The following is a 22,503-nucleotide window of genomic DNA, read 5'->3' as shown; positions in this document are numbered from 1 at the left end:
AATCTTTGCGCCTTTTGCTCGTTGAAGACACGTTTGACATGGCGGAGGCCATCATGATCCGGCTGGACCGGTCAGGCATTGCCTGCGATCTGGCAAAGTCACTGGAAGAGGCGAGGGCCTGCGTCAACGTTCAGCATTACGACGTGATCGTTCTTGATATCAATTTGCCGGATGGCCTGGGTACCGAGCTATTGAAAGAGATCAGGTCTCGGGGCGAGCGCACGCCGGTGCTGATGCTGACGGCGGAATTTTCCGTCGACGACAGGGTATCCTCGCTCAATTCCGGGGCGGATGATTACCTGGTCAAGCCGTTCGACCACCGCGAACTTGAAGCCCGCATCCGCGCACTCTATCGCCGCGAACAGGGCGACAAGGCCGAGGAACTGACGCTCGGCAGCCTCACGTTCAATGCTTCCGCGCGGGTCGTGCGTCAGGGCGATAGCCCGATCAATCTGACCCGGCGCGAATTCTCGCTGCTGGAGATCCTGGTCCGCAATCGCGGCAAGACCGTCAGCAAGGAACGTCTGTTCGAAGGGGTGTTCAGTTTCCAGGACACCGACGTCAGCATGAACGCGCTGGAGCTTTATGTTGCGCGGCTGCGCAAGAAACTCTCGGGCGGATCTGTCAGGATCGAGACCCAGAGAGGGCTTGGTTACAAGCTGGAAGTCGATGACTGATCTCATCCGCAGGCTGGCGTCGACCTCGCTCACCGCACGTGTTGCCTTCGGGATAGCCTTTCTGCTGATCTTCGGTGGGGTGATCGTTTCCATCGCGGCATTCGCCTATGGCCGGGAAGCGGCCAGAAGCGCCTACGACCGGTTGCTCCTGGGCGCGGCGACAGGCATTGCTTCGTCGATCACCGTTCAGGACGACAGGCCCGTCATCGAGTTGCCGGTTTCGGCGTTCGAGTTGTTGGCGCTCGCCCCCGACGACAGGATCGGCTATCGCATTATCGGCCCGGAGGGCGCGACGCTGACCGGCTATGATGAAATCACCCTGCCGACAGGCCGGCGCGATTTCCGGGAAGGGTTTTTCGACGGTTCGTTCTTTGGAGAGCCAGCCCGTTTTGCTGTCGTCTCGCGCCGGTTTGCCGAGCGTACGCTCAACGGCACGATCAAGGTGGTCGTCGGCCAGACCCTGCGGGCGCGTAACGACATGGCCTATGACATCACCCGCAAGGCGCTCTACGTGCTTGCAGCCTCCGGCCTGGCAATGGTGCTGTTGTCGGTCGTCGTCGTCCGCTCGGTGCTGCAGCCGCTGGAACGGATCGCCGGCGGTCTTTCGGCACGGGACCCCCACGACCTGACACCGCTCGACACCTCGGTGCCGCGGGAAACGGCGGTGATGATCAATGCCCTCAACGGCTTCATGGCCCGGCTCGACCGGCAGATGAATTCCATGCGGCATCTGATCTCCGACACCGCACATCAGCTCAGGACGCCTGTCGCTGCCCTCAGGGCCCAGGCGGATCTCTTCACCGACGAAGCGGAACTTTCCCGCAAGGAAAAGATCGTTGAGAGGATACAGACCCGAACGGCAAGCCTCGGCCGTCTGCTCGACCAGCTTCTGAGCCAGGCACTGGTGATCCACCGCGGCGACAGCGCCAGACGGGAGAAGGTGGACTTGCGCGATATTGCCCTCGACGTTTTCGAGGAAGGCGATCATGCTGTTCTCAATCCGGAATTCGACGTGATCCTGGATATCGGCGAAGACCCTGTCGAAGTGCTGGCGGATGTGCAATCGCTGAAGGAAGCCTTGAAGAACCTCCTGAACAACGCACTCAAATACGGCCGCTCGCCGGTACGGGTCGGGGCTTCGCTGCAAGGTGGGCGAGCCAGTATCTGGGTGGAAGATGCGGGCGGTGGACCGGTGGATGGGGTTCTTGCCGAACTGGGGTCCCGTTTCAACAAGGGCGCGCTGTCGCGGCAAAGCAGTTCCGGCCTCGGTCTTGCGATCGCGCATTCCGTCGCCCTTTCCTACGATGGCGAATTGCGCCTGGAAAAGACGGGTGGGGCGCGTTTTCGCGCTGCCCTTGTGTTTGCAGCCGTACCGGAGGGGCGGACATGAAGCGGCTCGCCTATCTGCTGAAGTGCCTGGCTGCAGTCGTGATGCTGCTTGCCACCGGCCGGGTCGTGTTGTCCCAGGAGCTGGTGGAAAATTTCGGACCGGAGACCACCAACCGTGTGCTGGTGGTGCGCTCCACGACGGATATTTCCATCTTCGGTCCCGTGGTCGAAAGCTTCCTGCGCACCCGGCCTGGGCTGCAGGTGCGCTACGAGCAATGGGGATCGAACGAGCTCTACCGCCTGACCCGCCGGGACTGCCGCGACGGCGTTCCAGGCGCCGACATTGTCATCAGCTCCGGTGTTCACCAGATGGTGCAACTGGTCAACGAAGCCTGCGCAGCGTCCTATCGCTCACGGTTGACCGAACAGTTGCCGGAGGCCCTTCGCTGGCGCGACGAATTGTGGGGTATCACCCGCGAGCCCGCGGTGATCGTCTATAACCGCGAGCTGGTGCCCGTGGAGGATATTCCGCAGACCCGCTTCGACCTGCTCGATCTCCTTCGGCCTTCCGGCACCCCCTATGCCGGGCGGGTCGCAACCTATGACATCGAGCAGTCGGGGCTTGGGTATCTGTTTGCTTTTGCCGACGCGCAGGAAGCAACCACCTTTGGCGCGCTGCAGGAATCCTTCGGCCGCTCACAGGCGATTTCCACCTGTTGCTCGGTCGACATCATCAAGGGTGTTGCCGAGGGGCGCTACCTGATCGCCTACAACGTGCTAGGCTCCTACGCCCAGGGCTATCAGTTGAACGACGACAGGATCGGCATCGTGCTGCCGTCCGACTACACACTGGTCCTGTCGCGCACCTTCATGATCCCGAAGCAGGCAAACAACGAAGCCGAGGCCGAGGCGTTCCTGGATTTCCTCTTGTCCTCGGAAGGCACGCTTGCACTTCGGACCGCATTGCTGATCAGCCCGCTTCTGGAAACGGAGGATGGCAATGAAGGCGAGGTTCTGAGTTCGACAGCCTTGCGGCCGATCGGTCTTTCCCCCGCGCTCATGGTCGCACTGGATGCCCTGACCCGGGAAACCTTTTTGCGCCGCTGGCGGTCGACGTTTCCCGGGCCATGAGGCGCCGGCAGGCGCGTTGGATGACGCCCGTTTCAGGTCCTCAGGAAACGCCCAGGAAGGGATAAGGCCCCGGAAAGGCGCCGACCGGAATGAGGTGCGTCAGGAAACCATCTTCTCGCCATTCGTGAAGCAGCATCCCGCCGGGTTCCTTGGTCAGGCTGTTGCCGGCGTTGGTGCGCTGGTCCAGCGTGACCGCATGCGAGGTGCCGGGGCAGACCTGACACAGGCTGCCGGAAAAGAGGCCGGCGATGGAGCGGTGCAGATGGCCGCAGACCAGCCGAACCTGCCCGGAATGAAGGGAGAGGGCGGTGCCCAGGCTGTCTGCGTCGTGCAGGTTCTGCGCGTCCATCGCATTGATCCCCACGGCAAAGGGAGGGTGATGAAAACCGACTATCGCGGGTTTGTCGCCAAGACCGGAGAGCGCGTCCGTCAGGAAGGACAGGGTTGCCGGCTCTAGCGTGCCATGCGCTGCGCTTTCGGTAAGGCTGTCGAGCCCGACAACGGCAAAGTCTTCAAAATCGATCTGCCAGTCCAGGGGGCCGGTGCGGGGCATCCACTGTGCGTCCGCGAAGCTCTCCCGCATCGGCTCGCGCCGGTCGTGGTTGCCCGGCAGCACCCTGTAGGGCAGGTCGAGGTCCGCCATCAGCATCTTGAAGCGGTCGTATTCTTCCGGCGTTCCATGTTCGGTCAGGTCACCGGTAACGATCACGAGGTCGACTGGACCGATCTGCGGCAGCAGGCGGTTGATTGTGGCGACCGTTTCGACAAGGGCCGCGGCGGTGTCGACCTGTCCGTAGGCGAGTGCTCCTTCAGGAACAATGTGGGTGTCTGAAATCTGAATGATCTTGGTCATGAATGAGTCGATGTCTGGTCTGAAAGGAAGATGAGGTCGGAGGGATCAATGGCGAGGCGCACGGTGCTGCCGGTTTCAGGGGCTGTCCTGCCCGGGTGCTGAAGATAGAGAAGGCCGGCATCCGGAAGGACGCCGCCCACGGCGAGACGGAAATGACCGCCGGAGAACGTGACGGTTTCCACTGTTCCCGACAAGGATCCTGTCTGGTCTAGCCGGACGTTTTCCGACCGTATGTAAGCTGTTTTGCCGGCGGCGCCAGCGGGAAGCTTCAACTGTCCGCCAGGCAGCTGCAGTACATCGTTTTCCATGTGTCCGGTCAATGGCATGGCGTTGCCGATGAACCGGGCAACGAAGGCATTGGCCGGAGTGTGGTACAGCTCTTCTGGCCGGCCGACCTGAAGCATGGTTCCGCTCGACATCACCGCGATCCTGTCTGCGATCGCCATCGCCTCGCTCTGGTCGTGGGTGACGAAAACAGCCGTGATCCGGAACTGCCGCAGCATTGCGGCCAGTTCGTCACGCAGGTTGTCGCGCAAGGCGGCGTCCAGCGCGGACAGGGGTTCGTCCAGCAGCAGGATCCTGGGACGCGGCGCGACGGCGCGGGCCAGGGCCACCCGTTGGCGCTGCCCGCCCGACAAGGCATGGGTCGGACGGTCGGCGTAGTCGGTAAGGCGGCACAGGCTCAGCACCTCGTCCACACGTTGTCGGCGTTCTTCCGCCGGTACTTTTCTAACCTTCAGGCCGTAGCCGACATTCGCGCGCACGCTCATGTTGGGAAAGAGCGCATAGGACTGAAACACCATGCCGACATTGCGATGTTCCACGGCAAGTCCGGTCACGTCGGTCTCGTCGAACCGGATCCGGCTGCCCGCATCGGGGCGCTCCAGTCCAGCAATAATGCGCAGCAGGGTCGTCTTGCCACAGCCGGAGGGACCGAGCAGCGACAGGATTTCGCCGGGACCAACGGTCAGGTTGGTCGGGCAGAGAGCCCGCGTGCCATCGGCAAAAGTCTTGGCGGCGTTTTCGATTGTCAGGGTCATTGAGCGATCCTTTGCGCTCTGGCGGAGGCCCATTGCATGGCCATCAACAGCGGCACGATCATCGCGAAGAAGACGAGCGTATAGGCGGAGGCGACTTCCAGCCGCATGGAGGCATAGCTGTCGGCAAGGCCGACGGGCAGGGTTTTCAGATAAGGCGTATGCAACATCCAGGTGAGGTTGAATTCGCCGATGGAGAGCGTCACCACGGTCAGGGCACCAGCCAGGATGCCCGGCATGGCATTGGGGATGATCACCGTTCGAAACCGCGTGAAGGCAGACGCGCCAAGTGTTGCCGCGCTTTCTTCCAGGCTGCGGAAATCCATGGCCATCAGGACGGCCAGGACCGATCGCACCATGAACGGCAGCGTGTAGAGAACATGGCCGACGAGGATGAAGGTCCAGGACGTGCGGAACCCGGACAAGGTTCCGTAGAGCTGCAAGAGCGCGAGCGCCAGTGCGAGGCCGGGGATGGCGAGCGGCAAGGAGATAAACTCTTCCAGCAGGCGCGACAGGCGTCCGGGATTTCTGGCAAGGGCGTAGGCCGCCGGAACGCCGACCACCAGTGTGACGGCAAGGCAGGCTATCGCGAGCCAGAGCGACAGGAAGATGCTGGCGGAATATAATTCCCAGACCCGCCCGATCCATTTCAGGGTCAGGCCCGAGGATAAACCGCGGAAGTAGTTGGCTGTTACCCCGGCCAGGATCGACTGGATGGCCGGGACCAGCAGAAAGGCGGCGATAACAAGCGTGACCGCGCATTGCAGCCACCAGGCGGGGGATCTTTTCATGTCAGCCTCCCGCCGCAACCGTCGTTCCCGCAAAACTGCGGGCGATGTAAAGCAGGGCCCAGGTCACAAGGCCCAGCAGAACGGACAGGGCTGACGCCATGGCGATGTTCGCCGACAGGGTGAATTCGGTATAGATCACCATCGGCAGGACATCGATGTTGGTGGCCAGCGTGAAGGCGGTTCCGAAGGCTCCCATGGCGGTGGCAAAGGCGATTGCACCGGCGGCGACGAGGGATGGGGCAAGACCGGGCAGGATCACGTCGATGACAATGCGCCACGGGGATGCGCCGAGGGTGCGGGCGGCTTCTTCCAGTGCGGGGTCGAGTTTTTCAACGGCAGCCATCACCGTCAGCAGGACGCGCGGGATGGAAAAATAGAGATAGCCGAGAAAGAGGCCGATCAGCGAATAGGCAAACACGATGTGCCCGGGCAATAGCTGGTTGAACAGCCCCTGACGTCCCCCCAGGAGGATGATCAGGAAGCCGATGACGACGCCGGGAAAGGCCAGCGGCAGGGTCAGGACGGAAAGCAGCAGGCCGCGTCCGAAGAACCTGTTCCGCGCCAGGAACAGGCCGGCGGTGGTCGCCAGAGCGAGCGCGGCAAGGCTGACCGCCAGCGACACCAGCACCGTGTTGACCAGGGTTTCAAGATATCGAGGCGTTTGCAGGATCTGCAGGTAGATCTGCCAGCCGGCTTCCGATTCAAAGGACGCCTGAACCAGGCGCACCAGCGGCAGAGCCAGAAAAGCGAGGGCGAATACCGCCAGCGGTACAAGGCAGGCGGTCACGAATGTTCTGTCGGACATGAAGAATGCCTTCGGAAAAACAGGCCGGAACGCCAATGCGCTCCGGCCTGCCAGGTCAGGGTGTTATTTGACTTCGTTCAGGTAACGCTCGCCGAAACCGGCCTGGGCGCGTTCCATGTGGGCATAATCGACGGCAACCGCACGCTCGTAATCGCTTGCAGGCAGGAACTTCGCGGCGACTTCAGCCGGCAGTTCCACCGGGCGGGACGGCTGCAGGTAGGCATTGGTCCAGATGGCCTGGCCCTCGTCGGACAGGATGAAGTCCAGAACCTTCTTGCCGGCTTCTTCATGCGGTGCGCCTGCCACCAGGCTCATCACGTAGGGAACGCGCACGGAACCTTCGCACGGGAGCACGAATTCGAAGTTGCCGTCTTCTTCGTATTTGCCGCGATAGGCGTTGAAGTCATAGTCGAAGAGGATCGGAATTTCGCCGGAAACGACGCGCGCGAAAGAGGTCTGCTTGGGGACGATCGGGTCGTTTTCCGCCAGTTCCTTGAAGTAGCTGATAGCCGGATCGAAGTTCTCCAGATCACCGCCGAAGGCCAGGTTGACGGCAACCGCACCTGCATAGCCGACAAAGGCGGAAGACGGATCAAGGTAGCCGACCATGCCTCGGTATTCCGGCTTTTTCAGATCGGCGAAGCACTGCGGCACCGGAGCGTCGCCGAGCGCGTCGACATTCACGAACATGCCGAGGGTGCCGTAGTGAACGGCAAACCACTTGCCTTCCGGGTCCTTCAGGCCTTCGGGGATGTCATCGAAACCGGCCGGCTTATAGGCGGTTACGACACCTTCGTTGCCGGCCTTGATGCCAGTGGTCACGCCGTAATAGGCAACGTCGGCGACCGGCGCGGCCTTCTCGGCCAGAAGCTGGCTGAGGGTCTGGCCGGAATTCTTGTTGTCATGCGGCATGGCAATGCCGAGCTTCTCATTGATGGCTTCCAGCATCGATGCCCAGTCGGCCCATTGCGGAGGGCAGTTGTAGCAAACGGCATCTTCGGCCTTTGCCGGCACGACGGCCGCCATTGTCATGGCCAATGCGAAAAGTGTACGTTTCATGTCAGTGACTCCTGAAGCGATCTCAAGCAGGTCTCGGGGTTACTCATTGGATGGCAGGGAAGTGGCAGCTTCTCTGCCATCGGCTTTTCCGGGAACGGGAGGGCCAAGGCTGCCTCCCGCGCGGAAACTGAATGTGGCGGCTGCGGACGGCAGGTCGGGGGTGGGCCGGTCCAGCAGCCTTGCCAGCACGGAATTGACGGCGCCCTGACCCATGGTGCGCGGATCTGTTTCGACGGTCGCCAGATGTGGGTCGACCAGCAGGCCGGTGGAAATACCGTCGAAGCCGACCAGCGACAGATCGTCGGGAATGCGTTTGCCAAGGGCCCGTGCGGCCTTCATGGCGGCAAGGGCGAGAAAGTCGTTGGATGCGAAAATTCCGGTCAGGGCCTGATGCTCCGCCAGAAGCGTGCCGAGCAATTCCAGAAGGGTGCCGTCCTGCTCCTCGATTTCCAGAAGAAGCGGGTCTGCCATGCCAAACTCACGGCATGCAGCGGCAAAGCCTTCGTAGCGCTCACGCGAGCGGTCGGAGCGGTGGAACCGCAGGGCCAGAAAACCGGTTTGAATGTGTCCCTGGCTGTGAAAAGCCCTTGCGACTTCACGCGCGGCGGCGCGGTTGTCGACAGCCCACGCGGGCAAGCCGAAAGAGGAGCGGTTATAGACGAGGCAGCAGGGAAGGTTTCGATCCCGGATCAGCCCCAGTGCCTCGCTGTCGGCGGCATTGTTGACCGTCAGGACCAGACCGTCGACCTGTTTGGCAATCAGGGTGCGTGCGGCCTGAAGCTCCAGCACTTCGTCGTATTCCGAACATGCCAGAATGAGCTGATAGCCTTCGCGGTGGGCTTCCTGCTGGGCGGCCTGGACGACTTCGGCAAACACGGGATTGGCGAGAGAAGGGACAATGCAGCCGAGTGTCTTTGTCGAGCTGCTTTGCAGAGATCGGCCAAGCGCGCTGAATTCGAAGCCGAGTGCTTTTGCGGCCGAAAGAACCTTCCGGCGGGTGTCGGCGCTGGCAGAGCCGGTGCCGTTGAGGACGCGGCTTACCGTTGCAATGCCGCAACCGGCCTGCTCGGCAACATCCTTGATCGTCGGCGGACGCGATCTCACCCTTGGCTCCTTCAGTCTTGGAAACGTTTCCAACACTGAATACAGGGTGTCGATGTCACTTTGATGAAAGCGTTTCCAGAAGGGAAAGGGAGCGCTTTTCGATGTGCAGTGGTCAGCCGAAACCGGGCTTGAAACCCGCCGCCCGCGGGGACAGGCGGCGGGTCATGGGTCAGAACTTCTTGGCGAAGCTCAGCTTGAAGCTGCGGCCTGCACCTTCGTCTTCACTCAGGTGGTTCCGGTACGACTTGTCGAACACGTTGTCGACGTTGAACCGGACCTCACTGTCCGCCATGAAACCGTCGGTCGGTTTCCATGCCGCATAAAGGTTATGCAGCACGTAGCCTGCGGTTTCCTGTTCGTCTGCGCCCACACGGTCCTGGGCGGCGTAGAAGTCGCCTTTCCAGCCGAAGTCGAGGTTCCACGGACGGTAGACGTAGCCGATCTTGAGGAAGGCGCTGTCGGCGGGGACGGCATTCATGTAGCCGCCGGTGCTGACGTTGTTGCCCCGGATCAGCGAGGCGCCGAGAGAACCGTAGATGCTTTCGGTCCAGTAGGAGGCTTCCAGCTCAAGCCCTTCGTAACGGGCTTTCGGAATGATTTCCGTCACCACCGTCGAACCGTTCCAGTAGCTGGCGTAGTAGTTTGTGACGTTGTTGCGGAACGCCGTTCCCTTCAGGCGGAAAGCGTCACCACCCATGATCAGGTCATCGAAAGAAAAGGTGACACCGGCCTCGAAGTTGTTCGACAGTTCCTTGTCGAGATCGTTGACGACGTAGTTCGAAAACACCTCGTCGAGGGACGGCAGACGCTCGGTGTGTGCGACGGAGCCGAAGACGCCGAGCCATTCGGACATCTTGATCATGGCTGCAAGCTTTGGCGAATAGCCGACGGCGCTCTTTTCCTCGTTCAGGTTGATGGTGTTGCCGCTGCCGTCCACGTAGCTGCCGACAGACACGTTGCTGTAGTCGATCCGCATGCCGGGAATGAGGGTGATGCGGTCGTTCCACACCAGTTCGGCCTGCGCATAACCGCCGACGTTGACCGTTTCGCCTTCCGGGTGAGACCCTGAACCACTGCGCACATAGGTGCCGAAATCACGCGGATTGCGACGCTCCTGGTACTGGCCGTCGATACCGGTCGTGACATAGGCCATCCAGTCTTCGCCCAGCTGGAACGTTGCGACGTTGTCGGCCTTGCCCTGCCAGGTCTCGTAGGAATATTCGGAATTGAAGCCAAACGGATAATAGCAGGTCGGCGGCGCGGGCGCAGGGGCGTACTGGGCGCAGATCTGATCCTGGTTTTTCTGCTCGACCCGCGTGTCGGACCAGCTGAACTGGGCCTTCACATCAAGCAGATCGTTTCCTGAAAACCCGTTTGCATAACCGACGATCGCGGTCTGATCCGTCACGGTGCGGTCGACATCGCCAAAGTCAGGACCCCAGGCAATCTGGTCGTAGTTCTGGTCGTCCTCGTCACTCGACCAGTTCTGGTAACTTGCGAAAACGGACTGGTCTTCATTTTCCCCGAAGGTGTAACGGGCCTTGATGAGACCGTTGATGGAGCTGAAATCCGTGTCCGGGACCTCGTTGCCCTGGCCGTCCGTAATGTCCTGAGACTGCCGATAGTTGAGGGCGCCGAGCAACTCGAGGTTCTTGACCGGCTCCGCCGCGACGATCGCACTGCCCAGCCAGCCGTTGCCGTTCGAATCCCAGGAGGTTTTCAGCCGGCCGCCGATCAGGTCACCCGGATCGAGGAAATCGCTGGCATCCTTTGTGGTGAAGGTGATCACACCCCCCATCGCACCGGCGCCATAAAGGGTTGATGATGCCGGTCCACGCAGGACCTCGATCTGTTTATAGAGTTCCGGATCGGAGAAGAACGACCCCATCCGGTACTGTTCGAAAAACTTGTTGACCCCGTCTACCTGCATGATGATCCGGGTCTCGTCGCCGGAAAGAGCTTCACCGATACCGCGGATATTGATGCTTTCGCCGAGGATCGAGTTACTGCCGATCGGCGTGACGCCGGGGATCTCCTGGAAGACGTCTCCGATCGAGCGCGGTTGCAGGTCGTCGATGGCTTCCTGGTCCAGCACGGTGACGGCCTGAGGAGTGTCGATCGCGACTTTGGGCACGCCGGCGCTGACCACGATCTGTTGTAGCTGCGATACCGGTTGATCCTGTCCGGCAACGGGTGTCGCCGGTGCTGCATCCGCTACTGCATCCTGTGCAGCCGCCCCGCAATTAAAAGCCAAAACCCAAAGGGCAACACCACCCATCAAGCGGGTGTTACCGGTCTTCTTGAGCCCCATAAAAATTCTCCAAGAGTGCGCGTTGTTCGCGTCCTTTTCGCTGCCTCTCACACAGCGTTTTAAACATGAGTCAGTGACTCAGGTATTGTGTTCCTAATGAAATATGAATATAGGAGTCAAGTATTAGATTGCGGTCGCCGAGGAAAAGCGTCTCTTTGGAATGATTCAAAAATTCCTAATAATCTCAGTAATTTACGTTACGGGATGATGAGGCGGAAAACTGAGCGCGGGCTGCAGGAAGACCATAGCGATTGGGGACAGAACTCATGAATGCCGATCAGATCTCCTCTGAAACCAGGCAGAGCGCAGCCGACATCCGGGCGGCACGCGCGGACAATCCGAAGATGCGGGAGCGGGATCTGGCGCAGATACTCGGCATTACGGAAGCGGAGCTGGTCGCCAGCTTCGTAGGGCATGGCGTGCGCCGCATCGCGCCGCGTTTCGAGGATCTGTTTCCGGGGTTGCAGACCGTCGGCACGGTCATGGCACTGACGCGCAACGAGAGCGCAGTGCACGAGAAGATCGGACCGTTCGAGAAATTCGTGAACGGCAAGCGGGCGGCCCTGATGCTGGGCGAGCAGATCGACACGCGCATGTTTCCGGCCAATTGGGTGCATGGCTTTGCGGTCGAAAAGGCTGACGGCAACGATATCCGCCGGTCACTGCAGTTCTTCGATGCCCATGGTGATGCGGTGATGAAGATCCACACCCGTGCGGAAACGGACCTGGATGCGTGGAACACTCTGGTTGAAAAGCTCGTGCTGGACGACCAGACGCCGGATGTGTTGCCGCAAGTGAGCGAAGCAAAACCCTTCAGCCGAAAACAGGCATCCGAAGGAGCTGAAGCGATGCTGCGCGACCGCTGGCAGGCGATGACCGATCCGCATCAGTTCCACGGACTTTTGAAGGATCTGGACCTCGACCGGGTCAGCGCCTTTGAACTGGCGGGCGATGCCTGGGCCTGGCCGCTCGATCGTGGGGCGGTGCCGGCCTTGTTGCGTCTTGCAGCGTCGGAAAACATCCCGATCATGTGTTTTGTCGGCAATCGCGGTTGCATTCAGATCCACTCCGGGGCGGTGGCAACGGTGATGGATCGGGGCCCATGGATCAATGTGATGGACCCGACCTTCCATCTGCATCTGCGGACCGACCACATCCACGAGGTCTGGGCCGTGCGCAAACCGGCGGATGTCGGCCATGTCACGTCGGTGGAAGCTTATGACAGCGAAGGACAGCAGATCATCCAGTTCTTCGGTGTGCGTGGTGAGGGCAACCAGGAACGGTCCGATTGGCGCGGTCTTGCCGAAAACCTGCCGAAACTGGATCGGGCGGTAAAGCTGGGAGCAGCGGAATGATTGGGTCTCTTTCGCGTTTTTCCGGTGTCTCGGCGGCTGTCGCGCTGACCGTCGCAGCCCTGGTCCTGCCCGGCAAGCCACTGTTTGCGGAAGGCAGGGGCAGTCCGGACAGCAGCAATGTTGTTGCCATCGGTGGTTCGGTGACGGAGATCGTCTACGCCCTGGGTGAAGACAAGAGGCTGATTGCCCGCGACAGCACCAGCATTTTCCCGGCGGAAGCGGCAAGCCTTCCGGATGTCGGGTACATGCGCGCGCTGTCCCCGGAAGGTGTGCTCTCCGTCAATCCGGAGCTGATCCTGATGCTGGAAGGCAGCGGGCCTCAGGAAACGGTGGACGTGTTGCGCAAGTCCGGTGTGGCGATGGCGGATGTGCCGGAGGCATATACCGCCGAAGGCATCATCAAAAAGGTGCGTGTCGTTGGTGAAGTGCTCGGCGTCGAGGCGAAGGCCGATGCTCTTGCTGGCAAGCTTGAACAGGATCTGGCCGAGGCGCAACGTGCCGCTGAAAGCCGGACGTCAGGCGTTCGTGTCCTCTTCGTCCTGTCGACAAAGGGCGGGCGTATCCTTGCCGCCGGATCGGATACGGCCGCCAACGGCATACTTGCGCTTGCGGGTGCTGAAAACGCGACGTCCGGCTTTTCCGGCTACAAGATCCTCAGCGACGAGGCGATCGTCAGTGCGGCACCGGACGTCGTGCTGATGATGGACCGCCACGGCGACGGCGAAGACGCAACGAGCGGTGATGCGGTGTTCGATCATCCGGCCGTGGCGCAAACGCCGGCAGGGAAGGACAGGCGACTTGTCCGCATGAACGGGCAGCTCCTGCTGGGGTTCGGTCCGCGCACCGCAGAAGCCGTCCGTGAATTGTCGACCCGTCTGGCGGATACGGCAAGCTGATGGCACTGATGAGCGATACGGTCTTGCCCGCCAGAAGCGGACGGATTTCCTCTCTCCTTGGGCTTGCCGACCTGCAGCGCGGAGACAGGGCTCCGCTCGCCCGGGCCGTTATTGTGCTGCTCGCCGTGCTGACATGTCTCGTCGTTCTGGGAAGTCTTGCCATCGGCCCGATCTCGATCCCGGTTCTGGAGCTCCTGCCGTATGTGCCGTCCTATTTCGCGGGAGCGGGAGAGGGCGTGCCACAGGGCGTTTCGGCAAGGGACTGGATCGTGCTCATGGATATTCGCCTGCCGCGGGTTACGCTGGGAGCGCTCATCGGAGCGGCCCTGGCGGTGTCCGGCGCTGTAATGCAGGGGCTGTTCCGGAACCCGCTTGCAGATCCGGGCATTGTCGGCGTTTCGGCGGGGGCAGGTCTGGGCGCTGCCGCGTTCATCGTTCTCGGAAATACCGTACTGGCGCCGGTGATGGCGCTTCTGGGTATCTATGCGGTCCCACTGGCAGCCTTTGCGGGCGGCCTCGTCACGACGCTGCTTCTTTACAGGATCGGCACGCGCGGAGGCATCACGTCAGTTGCGACATTGTTGCTGGCGGGCATTGCCCTCGGCGCGCTCACCGGTGCGATGACAGGGCTATTGGTCTATGTGGCCGATGACCAGGAACTGCGCGACCTGCAGTTCTGGGGACTTGGGTCGCTCGCGGGATCCAACTGGCAGAAGGTCGCTTCCGCCGCGCCAATCATACTCACCATGCTGGTCTGCGTGCCGTTCCTGGCACGCGGTCTCAACGGTCTGACGCTTGGCGAAGCCGCCGCCTCGCACATCGGCATCAAGGTGCAGCGGCTCAAGAACCTCAGCATCCTGCTGGTGGCGGCGGCAACCGGTGCCTCCGTGGCTGTCAGCGGAGGCATCGGTTTTGTCGGCATCGTCGTGCCGCATTTGCTTCGTCTGACAATCGGTCCCGACCATCGCTACATGCTGCCAGCCGCAGCGCTTCTTGGCGCCTGTTTGCTGATAGCCGCCGACACGCTGGCGCGCACCATCGTGGCACCGGCGGAAATGCCCATCGGTATCATCACCGCCTTTGCCGGTGCGCCCTTCTTCCTCTGGATCCTGCTGCGCAAGCGCGGCCTCACAGGTCTTTAGGGTGTAGTCATGTTGCACAGGACAATTGAAAATGGCACGGCGCTGGCACCCGATCTTGTTGTCGAGCAGGTGTCTGTTTCGGCAGGCAAGACCCGGATCGTGCAGGACCTCTCCTTTCACGCAAAGGCTGGGGAAGTGCTGGCGATCATCGGGCCAAGCGGTTCCGGCAAGACGACCTTGATGAAGGCAATGACCGGTGAACTGCCTTATTCCGGCGGGATAACGCTGGCAGGGCTGGAGGTTGGTGGCCTGTCACCGGAAGTGCTTGCCGCCATGCGCGGGGTGCTGCCGCAGGCAAGCCAGATTTCCTTTCCGCTGAACGTGGCTGAAGTGGTCGGTCTCGGCCTGACCTCCAGCCGCCGGGAGCGGAGCTTCCGTGCCCGGCGCATCGCCGAAGCCCTTGCGAAAGTCGGCCTGTCGGGGTTCGAAGGGAGAAGTTATCAGGAACTGTCCGGCGGCGAGCAGCAACGGGTGCAGCTCGCACGGGTGTTGTGTCAGGTCTGGGACCCGCTTCCGCAAGAAGGCTTGCCGCATTGGTTGTTCCTGGACGAACCGGTCTCCAGTCTCGACATCAAGCACCAGGTCCAGATCATGCAGCTTGCAGCCGATTACGCCAAGCGTGGTGGCGGCGTCGTCGCCGTGATGCACGACCTCAACCTGACCGCTGCCTTTGCCGACCGGGTGCTGGTCATGCAGGGTGGCCGCCGTCTTGCCTTCGGTACGCGGGACGAGGTCATGCAGGCGGAGATGTTGTCGAAAGCCTATGACTTTCCGCTGGAAATCCTGACACGTCCGGGTGGTGGGCGGCCTGTGATCGTGCCGATGGACAACGGCTGAGGGTCTTTCACCCTGGTGATGTTCGACCAGGTCAGGCGGTCTTCAAACTGCGCAGCGCGGAGATCATTTCCTCTGAATCCCACACCCGGTCGCCAATAGCGGCGAGGGTAACCTTGCCGGTGCCATCGAGGACGTAGGTCACCGGCAAACCGCGGAGTAACCAGGTGCTCGGCATGGCCTTGTCCGTGTCCATCAGGACGGTGAGACCATCATGGTCGATCTCATCCAGAAAACCTTCGATCCGGTCCTGCCGGTCACCTACGTTGACGGCGAGCACTGCAAAGCCTTCGGGGCCGAGTTCCCGGTTGAGACGCGCCAGACCCGGCATTTCCTTTCGGCAGGGCGGACACCATGTCGCCCAGAACGATACAAGCAGGATCTTTCCGGAATAGTCGGCAAGCGTGTGGACGGTGCCATCAAGATCGGGAAGGTCGAGTTTGGGTTCGATTTCGAAGGCCGGTTCGGCCAGACCAAGTCGGAAGAAGTCGTTGCCTGCCGCAAACACCGTTCCCGGCAGCAATGCCATTGCCGCACTACCAGCCAGAAGGTCCCGTCTGTTCAATTGTCTCATGCCCGTAATCCCGCCTTACCGCTTTCTGTCGTGCAGGCGAAGGTCAAATCCTCGTCTGTCAATGACATCAAGGTAAGCGGGACAGGGCAAATTGAAAGGCAAATGGGATCACATTGCGCACACGGTGGCGCGAGTGTGATCCCTCGTTTCCTAGTGGGCGTTCGCCTTGAGGGTGGCGGCGCCTTTGTCGAAGCGGCCGTCGAGGTAGGCCTTCAGCGTTGCGGCCACCCCATCTTCAGCGATCATGCCTGCGGCGTAGCTGAAGGCCTTCAGGAAGGTTTCGTCGGAAGCGAGCCCACCGAATAGCTCCGGCATTTCGATGCGCGCAGGCTTGTCGGCGTAAACGCCTTGTGCCCAGGCCTTCAGGATGTCGGCGTTGTTGTCCTCGATGACATGCGGTTCTCCAGCCTCGTTGTGACCGAGGCAGTAACGGCACCAAAGAGCCGTTTCGAGGGCAAGGCCAGCCACCGGCAACCCCTTGTCGAGGCGGTCCTGGATAGAAGGCAGGATAAACTTCGGCTGGCGGTTGGACCCGTCAAGGCAGAGACGGGGGATCGTGTCTCCCACCGCCGGATTGGAGAACCGGTCCATGACGGTGGTGAGATAGGTCTCGAAACTGACCCCCGGAATTTCCGGAACGGTCGGCAGGATCTCGTCTTCTTCCAGCTTTTGCAGGAACGCGCAGATCAGTGGATCGGCCATGGCGTCATGGACGAAGTAATGTCCCAGCAGTGCACCCGGATAGGCGATGGTCGCATGACCGCCATTGAGAATACGCAATTTCATCAACTCGTATGGAGCGACGTCCTCGACGAATTCGACACCGACCTTTTCCAGCGCCGGGCGGCCGGCAGGGAAATGATCCTCCAGCACCCATTGGCGGAAGGGTTCACAGACGACAGGGGCCGCATCGGTCAGGCCGAAGCGTTCCTGAACCAGGCCGCGTTCGCGGTCGCCGGTCGCGGGGGTGATGCAGTCCACCATGCCGTTTGGAAAGGCGACATTTTCGGCAATCCAGCTTCCGGCTTCCGGCGACAAGGCCCTGGCGAAACCGGCAACGGCCTGTTTCGCCATATGGCCGTTTTCGGGCAGGTTGTCGCAAGACATCACGGTAAAGGGTTCAAGGCCTTTGTCGCGGCGGGCCAGCAGGGCGGCAACGAGCACGCCGAACACGGTCTGCGGCGCGTCCGGTGAGGCGAGATCCACCTGGATTTCCGGATGATTGACGTCGAAGCCACCGGTGTTCGGGTCGACGAAATAACCGCCTTCGGTGATCGTCAGCGAGACAATGCGGATATCGGCTTCGCCAAGGCGAGCGATCAGCGCCTTGGGATCCACGTCGATGAAGTCGATCATGGCGCCACAGACCTGCGCGCTGAGGCCTTCCGGGTCGAGCTCGACCACAGTCGTCAGCCAGTCCTGGGCTTGGAGGCGTTCACGCATGGTCTTGTCGTAGGGCTTGAGGCCCGCGCCGACGATGGCCCAGTCACGGCCTTCGCCGAGATCGAACAGCTTACTCAGGTAGATGGCCTGATGCGCGCGATGGAAGTTGCCGACGCCGATGTGAAGGATGCCGGGGGTCAGGTCCGACCGGCGATACGCCGGTGCCTTGACGGATTCGGGAAGAGAAGAGAGCACAGTTTCACTTAGGTTCTGGGTCATTGGTCAGCTCATCCAGTTGCCGCCATCGACGTTGTAAGTCTGCGATACGATGTAATCCGCGTCTTTCGACGCCAGGAAAACAGCCATGCCGGTGAGATCTTCGGCGGTGCCCATGCGGCCGAAAGGCACCGCGGCTCCGACCGCTGCCTTCTTTTCACCGGGCTGCAGGCCTTCGTATTTCGCGAACATCGAATCCACATGGTCCCAGTGCTCGCCGTCGACGACGCCGGGGGCGATGGCATTCACGTTGATGCCGTGTTCGATCAGGTTGAGACCTGCCGACTGGGTCAGGCTGATGACCGCTGCCTTGGTGGCGCAATAAATGCCCACCAGCGCTTCACCGCGCCGGCCTGCCTGGCTGGCCATGTTTATGATCTTGCCGCCCTGACCACGCCTGATCATCGACTTTGCCGCGGCCTGCATCATGAACAGGGTTCCGGACACGTTGATGTCGAACAGGCGCTGGTAGCTGTCGCGGGTGATCTCGACAATCGGTGCCAGATCGAACAGAGCCGCGTTGTTGACCAGGATGTCGAGCCCGCCGGTCTTCTGTTCCACGGCGGCGATGGCAGCATCGATCGACGACTGATCGGTGACGTCCAACTGAACGGCATAGGCATTCGGGCCGATTTCACTGGCCGCCGCTTCTGCGCCGGCCAGGTTGATATCGGCAATCGCCACCCGGGCGCCTTCCTCTGCAAACCGCGCGGCAAAGGCCTTGCCGATGCCCCGGGCCGAACCCGTGATCAGCGCGGATTTTCCTTCAAGTCGGCTCATGCAATCCTCAGGCCCTGGTTGTCGAAGCGGTGGATCTTGTCAGGAGCCGGGGTCAGGTGAACGGTGTCGCCATGACGGAATCCGATCTCACCGGACGAGCGCACGGTGATCGGTTCGTCGACGCCTTCCATATCGACGTAGAGGAAGGTGTCGGATCCGAGATGTTCCGAGACACCGACCTTTCCGACCCATTTGCCGTCGCCTTGCGAGACGGTCAGATGCTCCGGGCGGATGCCGATCGTGGCGGCATCGTATTCGGTGGCGAAGGATCCCATCAGGAAGTTCATCTTCGGCGAGCCGATGAAACCGGCCACGAACTTGTTGCGCGGCGTATGATAAAGCTCCAGCGGCGAGCCGACCTGCTCGATCTTGCCTGCCTGCAGCACCACGATCTTGTCGGCCATGGTCATGGCTTCCACCTGGTCGTGGGTCACGTAGATCATGGTCGTCTTGAGGGACTGGTGCAGTTCGGAGATCTCGAGCCGCATGTTGACACGCAGCGCCGCATCCAGGTTTGACAGGGGTTCGTCGAACAGGAAGGCGGCCGGTTCGCGCACGATGGCACGACCGATGGCAACACGCTGGCGCTGACCGCCGGAAAGCTGACCCGGGCGACGGTCCAGGTAATCCGTCAGGTTCAGCACCTTGGCAGCGGCGGTCACCTTGGCGTCCTGTGCCGCCTTGTCGATGCCGGCCATGCGCAGCGGGAAGGCGATGTTCTTGCGCACCGACATGTGCGGATAGAGCGCGTAGGACTGGAACACCATGGCAAGGCCACGTTTTGCGGGCGGCACTTCGGTGGCGTTCTTGCCGTCGATGGTGATGTCACCGGAAGAGACATCCTCCAGGCCTGCAATGAGACGCAGGAGTGTGGACTTGCCGCAGCCGGACGGACCGACGAACACCACGAACTCGCCGTCGTCGATCTGCAGGTCCAGCGGCGGGATAACCTGAACGTCGCCGAAGCTCTTGGTAATCTGCTTGAGGGTTATCTGACCCATGTTCAGGTCTCCTATTTAACCGCGCCGAAGGTCAGGCCGCGTACGAGCTGCTTCTGGCTGAACCAGCCGATGATGAGGATCGGGGCGATCGCCATCGTCGAGGCAGCGCTCAGTTTTGCGTAGAACAGGCCTTCCGGGCTGGAATAGCTGGCAATGAAAGCGGTGAGGGGGGCGGCGTCGACCGCCGTCAGGTTCAAGGTCCAGAACGCTTCGTTCCAGGACAGGATGATGTTCAGCAGCAGGGTCGAGGCAATGCCGGGCACCGCCATGGGTGTTAGCACGTAGATGATCTCGGACCACAGCTCCGCACCGTCCATCCGCGCGGCTTCCAGGATCTCGCCCGGAATTTCGCGGAAGTAGGTGAACAGCATCCAGACGATGATCGGCAAGTTGATGAGGGTAAGCACCATCACGAGGCCGACACGCGTGTCGAGGAGGCCGGTATCCCGGAACAGGAGATAGATCGGGATCAGCACGCCCACCGGCGGAAGCATCTTGGTGGACAGCATCCACATCAGGACGTCCTTGGTGCGCTTGCCCGGCACGAAGGCCATTGACCAGGCCGCCGGTATCGCGATCAGCAGACCCAGAAGGGTGGAGCCGAAGGAAATGATGACCGAGTTGGAGAAGTGCCGGAAATAGTCCGAACGCTCCTGGACCGTGCTGTAGTTTTCCAGCGTCCAGTCGAAAAACAGGAAGCTAGGAGGAGACGCAATGGCTTCCGCTTCCGTCTTGAAGCTGGTCAGCACGGTCCACAGGATCGGGAAGAAGATGGCGATGCCGACGGCCCACGCACATACGGTGACGAGAGCCTTGCGGCGGTTGGAGACTGCGCGCGCCATGGGTCAGGCCTCCAGGTTCTTGCCGATCATCCGCATCAGGAAGATCGCAACGATGTTGGCGAGGATAATGGCGACCACACCGCCGGCCGATCCGCCGCCGACGTCGAACTGCAGCAGCGACTGGGCGTAGATCAGGTAGGTGAGGTTGGTCGAGGCATAGCCCGGACCGCCATTGGTGGTGACAAGAATTTCCGCGAAGACCGACAGCAGGAAGATCGTCTGGATCAGGATCACGACCGTGATCGAGCGCGCCAGGTGCGGCACCATGATGAAGACGAAGCGGTTCAGGAAATTGGCGCCGTCCATTTCGGCCGCTTCCAGCTGTTCGCTGTCCAGCGATTGCAGGGCGGTAAGCAGAATGAGCGTCGCAAAGGGCAGCCACTGCCAGGCGACGATCAGGATGATCGAGAACAGCGGTGCATGCGAAAGAAAGTCGAACGGTTGCAGCCCCAGAAACTTCGCAAAGTATGCGAACAGGCCGTTGACCGGGTTCATGAACATGTTCTTCCACACCAGCGCGGAGACGGTGGGCATGACGAAGAACGGGGCAATCACCAGAATGCGCACGATCCCCTGGCCCCAGAAGGGCTGGTCGAGCAGCAGGGCCAGCAGCACGCCGCCGACAATGGTGATGAGAAGGACGCCGCCAACGAGCAGCAGGGTGTTCTTCAGCGCTGCAAAGAAAGCCGGATCGGTGAGGAAGAACTCGTAGTTGGTCCAGCCGGTCCACTCTTCCATTCCCGGAATGAGCAGGTTGTAGCGCAGGAAAGAGAAATAGAGGGTCATCGAGAGCGGGATGATCATCCAACCCAGCAGCAGCAGAACTGCCGGAGAGATCATCAAACGGGCCGCCGCCCGTGAATGTTGGGTAGCCATGATGCGACCTTTGCTCGGTCAGAGCCAGAGCTCACGCGGAACAGAAAGGAGGAGACCGGCGGGACGGGCAGGCACCCGCCGGTCCGCGAAGGCTTCTACTTGAGGTAACCGGCCTTCTTCATTTCGCGTTCAGCGGTCGCCTGGGCAGCAGCCAGTGCAGCGTCCGCATCCATCGAGCCGGCAAGAGCTGCCGAGAATGCCTGGCCGACAACGGTCGCCATGCCCTGGAATTCCGGAATGGCGACGAACTGCACGCCGACATACGGAACCGGATCCACGGTCGGATTCTGCGGATCAGCAGAGTTGATGCTGTCCAGCGTCATCTTTGCGAACGGAACTTTCTGGTACTCCGGGTTCTCATAGAGAGAAGTACGGGTTCCCGGGGGAACGTTCGCCCAGCCTTCTTCGGCTGCAACCAGCTCCAGGTACTCCTTGGAAGTCGCCCACTCGATGAACTTCTTCGCAGCAGCTTCCTTCTGGGTGCCGGCCGGAATGGCCAGCGACCATGCCCAGAGCCAGTTACCGCGTTTACCGAGGCCCTTGTCCGGCGCCAGAGCAAAGCCGACCTTGTCAGCAACCTGGCTATCCTTCGGGTTGGTCACGAAGGAGGCCGCCACGGTGGCGTCGATCCACATGCCGCACTTGCCGGTCTGGAACAGGGCCAGGTTTTCGTTGAAGCCGTTGGAAGAAGCGCCCGGAGGGCCTGCTTCGTTCATCACGTCGAGATAGGTGGTAAGAGCTTCTTTCCACTGCGGTGTGTCGAACTGCGGCTTCCAGTCCATGTCGAACCAGCGGGCGCCGTAAGAGTTCGCCATGGCCGTCAGGAACGCCATGTTTTCACCCCAGCCGGCCTTGCCGCGCAGGCAGATGCCGTAGACTTCGTTTTCCTTGTCCGTCATTGCCTTGGCGGCTTCGACGATAAAGTCCCAGGTCGGGGCTTCCGGCATTTCCAGGCCGGCTTTTTCCATCAGGTCCTTGCGGTACATGACCATGGAGCTTTCGCCGTAGAACGGTGCTGCATAGAGCTCGCCGTCAACGGTCAGGCCGCCACGGATGGCCGGCAGGATGTCGTCCGCGTCGTAGCTTTCCGGCAGGTCGTTCAGGGAAACGAGCCAGCCCTGCTTGCCCCAGATCGGAACTTCATAGGTGCCGATGGTCATGACGTCGAACTGACCGCCCTTGGTGGCGACGTCAGTGGTGACGCGCTGGCGGAGAACGTTCTCCTCCATGGTCAGCCATTTGACTTCGATGTCAGGGTTCTTGTCGGTGAAGTCCTTCGTCAGACCCTGCATGCGGATCATGTCGCCGTTGTTCACGGTCGCGATGGTGATTGTTTCTGCAGATGCGGATGCGCACAGAGCCGCCATTGCACATGCGCTGAGGAGCGCACGGGTATGAAATGCCATATTTTCCTCCCAAGCGAGATTGGGCATTTGCCATTCTTGCG

The 22,503-nt window shown here is 61.2% G+C and carries 21 protein-coding genes; 7 read left to right on the top strand and 14 right to left on the bottom strand.

Annotated elements, in window-relative coordinates:
- Positions 1 to 5: 5 nt before the first annotated feature.
- Genes J7447_RS14640 through J7447_RS14630 form a run of 3 tightly spaced genes read left to right on the top strand, consistent with a single transcriptional unit; the run spans position 6 to position 3,137 of the window.
- Positions 6 to 677 (top strand): response regulator transcription factor, encoded by a 672-nt coding sequence (locus tag J7447_RS14640; RefSeq protein ID WP_023003141.1) that lies wholly within the window; start codon positions 6 to 8, stop codon positions 675 to 677.
- On the top strand, positions 670 to 2,067 hold the full coding sequence (locus J7447_RS14635) for a sensor histidine kinase (protein WP_286189141.1): 1,398 nt from the start codon (positions 670 to 672) through the stop codon (positions 2,065 to 2,067). The genes J7447_RS14640 and J7447_RS14635 overlap by 8 nt, the downstream gene beginning before the upstream one ends.
- Positions 2,064 to 3,137: an extracellular solute-binding protein gene (locus J7447_RS14630; protein ID WP_286189140.1), complete on the top strand. Its 1,074-nt coding sequence runs from the start codon at positions 2,064 to 2,066 to the stop codon at positions 3,135 to 3,137. Before J7447_RS14635 ends, J7447_RS14630 begins: the two co-directional genes overlap by 4 nt.
- Positions 3,138 to 3,177: 40 nt before the next feature.
- Here J7447_RS14630 and J7447_RS14625 read toward each other — a convergent pair whose 3' ends face one another.
- The 7 genes from J7447_RS14625 to J7447_RS14595 form a co-directional block, all read right to left on the bottom strand.
- Positions 3,178 to 3,990, bottom strand: coding sequence for a phosphodiesterase (locus J7447_RS14625; RefSeq protein WP_209170044.1), 813 nt, complete (start codon positions 3,988 to 3,990; stop codon positions 3,178 to 3,180).
- Positions 3,987 to 5,030, bottom strand: coding sequence for an ABC transporter ATP-binding protein (locus tag J7447_RS14620; RefSeq protein WP_209170043.1), 1,044 nt, complete (start codon positions 5,028 to 5,030; stop codon positions 3,987 to 3,989). Before J7447_RS14620 ends, J7447_RS14625 begins: the two co-directional genes overlap by 4 nt.
- A complete protein-coding gene (locus J7447_RS14615; RefSeq protein ID WP_209170042.1) occupies positions 5,027 to 5,818 on the bottom strand; it encodes an ABC transporter permease subunit in 792 nt (263 codons plus the stop codon). The genes J7447_RS14620 and J7447_RS14615 overlap by 4 nt, the downstream gene beginning before the upstream one ends.
- Before the next feature lies 1 nt (position 5,819).
- Positions 5,820 to 6,623, bottom strand: a complete 804-nt coding sequence (locus J7447_RS14610) for an ABC transporter permease subunit (protein WP_209170041.1) — start codon at positions 6,621 to 6,623, stop codon at positions 5,820 to 5,822.
- A 63-nt stretch (positions 6,624 to 6,686) separates the two neighbouring features.
- Positions 6,687 to 7,682 carry an ABC transporter substrate-binding protein gene (locus J7447_RS14605; protein WP_209009314.1) on the bottom strand — a complete coding sequence of 332 codons (996 nt, stop codon included), beginning with the start codon at positions 7,680 to 7,682 and terminating at the stop codon, positions 6,687 to 6,689.
- Positions 7,683 to 7,721: 39 nt separating this feature from the next.
- A complete protein-coding gene (locus J7447_RS14600) occupies positions 7,722 to 8,786 on the bottom strand; it encodes a LacI family DNA-binding transcriptional regulator (protein ID WP_168685100.1) in 1,065 nt (354 codons plus the stop codon).
- A 169-nt stretch (positions 8,787 to 8,955) separates the two neighbouring features.
- Positions 8,956 to 11,097: a TonB-dependent receptor gene (locus J7447_RS14595; protein ID WP_023003150.1), complete on the bottom strand. Its 2,142-nt coding sequence runs from the start codon at positions 11,095 to 11,097 to the stop codon at positions 8,956 to 8,958.
- Between the two features lie 266 nt (positions 11,098 to 11,363).
- Between J7447_RS14595 and J7447_RS14590 the strand changes: the two genes are divergently transcribed.
- The 4 genes from J7447_RS14590 to J7447_RS14575 are packed head-to-tail and all read left to right on the top strand — an operon-like array spanning position 11,364 to position 15,327.
- Complete coding sequence (locus J7447_RS14590) at positions 11,364 to 12,452, top strand: ChuX/HutX family heme-like substrate-binding protein (RefSeq protein ID WP_209170040.1); 1,089 nt, start codon at positions 11,364 to 11,366, stop codon at positions 12,450 to 12,452.
- Entirely contained in the window at positions 12,449 to 13,348 is a 900-nt protein-coding gene (locus J7447_RS14585) for an ABC transporter substrate-binding protein (RefSeq protein WP_209170039.1), read from the top strand. The genes J7447_RS14590 and J7447_RS14585 overlap by 4 nt, the downstream gene beginning before the upstream one ends.
- Positions 13,349 to 13,356: 8 nt before the next feature.
- A complete protein-coding gene (locus tag J7447_RS14580) occupies positions 13,357 to 14,490 on the top strand; it encodes an iron ABC transporter permease (RefSeq protein ID WP_209170155.1) in 1,134 nt (377 codons plus the stop codon).
- 9 nt (positions 14,491 to 14,499) lie between these two features.
- The gene (locus tag J7447_RS14575; protein ID WP_209170038.1) at positions 14,500 to 15,327 is read left to right on the top strand and encodes a heme ABC transporter ATP-binding protein; all 828 of its coding nucleotides are present in this window, start codon (positions 14,500 to 14,502) and stop codon (positions 15,325 to 15,327) included.
- 31 nt (positions 15,328 to 15,358) lie between these two features.
- On the opposite strand, the gene J7447_RS14570 is transcribed toward J7447_RS14575, so the two are convergent.
- From J7447_RS14570 to J7447_RS14540, 7 genes are all read right to left on the bottom strand, one after another.
- A complete protein-coding gene (locus J7447_RS14570) occupies positions 15,359 to 15,898 on the bottom strand; it encodes a TlpA disulfide reductase family protein (protein ID WP_209170037.1) in 540 nt (179 codons plus the stop codon).
- A gap of 150 nt (positions 15,899 to 16,048) precedes the next feature.
- Entirely contained in the window at positions 16,049 to 17,560 is a 1,512-nt protein-coding gene (locus J7447_RS14565) for a mannitol dehydrogenase family protein (RefSeq protein WP_209170036.1), read from the bottom strand.
- A 3-nt stretch (positions 17,561 to 17,563) separates the two neighbouring features.
- Complete coding sequence (locus J7447_RS14560; protein ID WP_062487354.1) at positions 17,564 to 18,337, bottom strand: L-iditol 2-dehydrogenase; 774 nt, start codon at positions 18,335 to 18,337, stop codon at positions 17,564 to 17,566.
- Positions 18,334 to 19,338: an ABC transporter ATP-binding protein gene (locus tag J7447_RS14555; RefSeq protein WP_055656185.1), complete on the bottom strand. Its 1,005-nt coding sequence runs from the start codon at positions 19,336 to 19,338 to the stop codon at positions 18,334 to 18,336. Before J7447_RS14555 ends, J7447_RS14560 begins: the two co-directional genes overlap by 4 nt.
- 11 nt (positions 19,339 to 19,349) lie before the next feature.
- Positions 19,350 to 20,180 carry a carbohydrate ABC transporter permease gene (locus J7447_RS14550; RefSeq protein WP_023003159.1) on the bottom strand — a complete coding sequence of 277 codons (831 nt, stop codon included), beginning with the start codon at positions 20,178 to 20,180 and terminating at the stop codon, positions 19,350 to 19,352.
- A gap of 3 nt (positions 20,181 to 20,183) precedes the next feature.
- Positions 20,184 to 21,056 carry a sugar ABC transporter permease gene (locus J7447_RS14545; RefSeq protein ID WP_031270353.1) on the bottom strand — a complete coding sequence of 291 codons (873 nt, stop codon included), beginning with the start codon at positions 21,054 to 21,056 and terminating at the stop codon, positions 20,184 to 20,186.
- A gap of 95 nt (positions 21,057 to 21,151) precedes the next feature.
- Complete coding sequence (locus J7447_RS14540; RefSeq protein ID WP_208992187.1) at positions 21,152 to 22,423, bottom strand: sugar ABC transporter substrate-binding protein; 1,272 nt, start codon at positions 22,421 to 22,423, stop codon at positions 21,152 to 21,154.
- Positions 22,424 to 22,503 lie beyond the last annotated feature (80 nt).

Origin of the sequence: Labrenzia sp. R5_0 (assembly GCF_017743835.1) — a bacterium.
Classification (GTDB): domain Bacteria; phylum Pseudomonadota; class Alphaproteobacteria; order Rhizobiales; family Stappiaceae; genus Roseibium; species Roseibium algicola.
The sequence above is the reverse complement of the archived record's forward strand: the minus strand, read 5'-3'. Positions and strand labels throughout refer to the sequence as shown.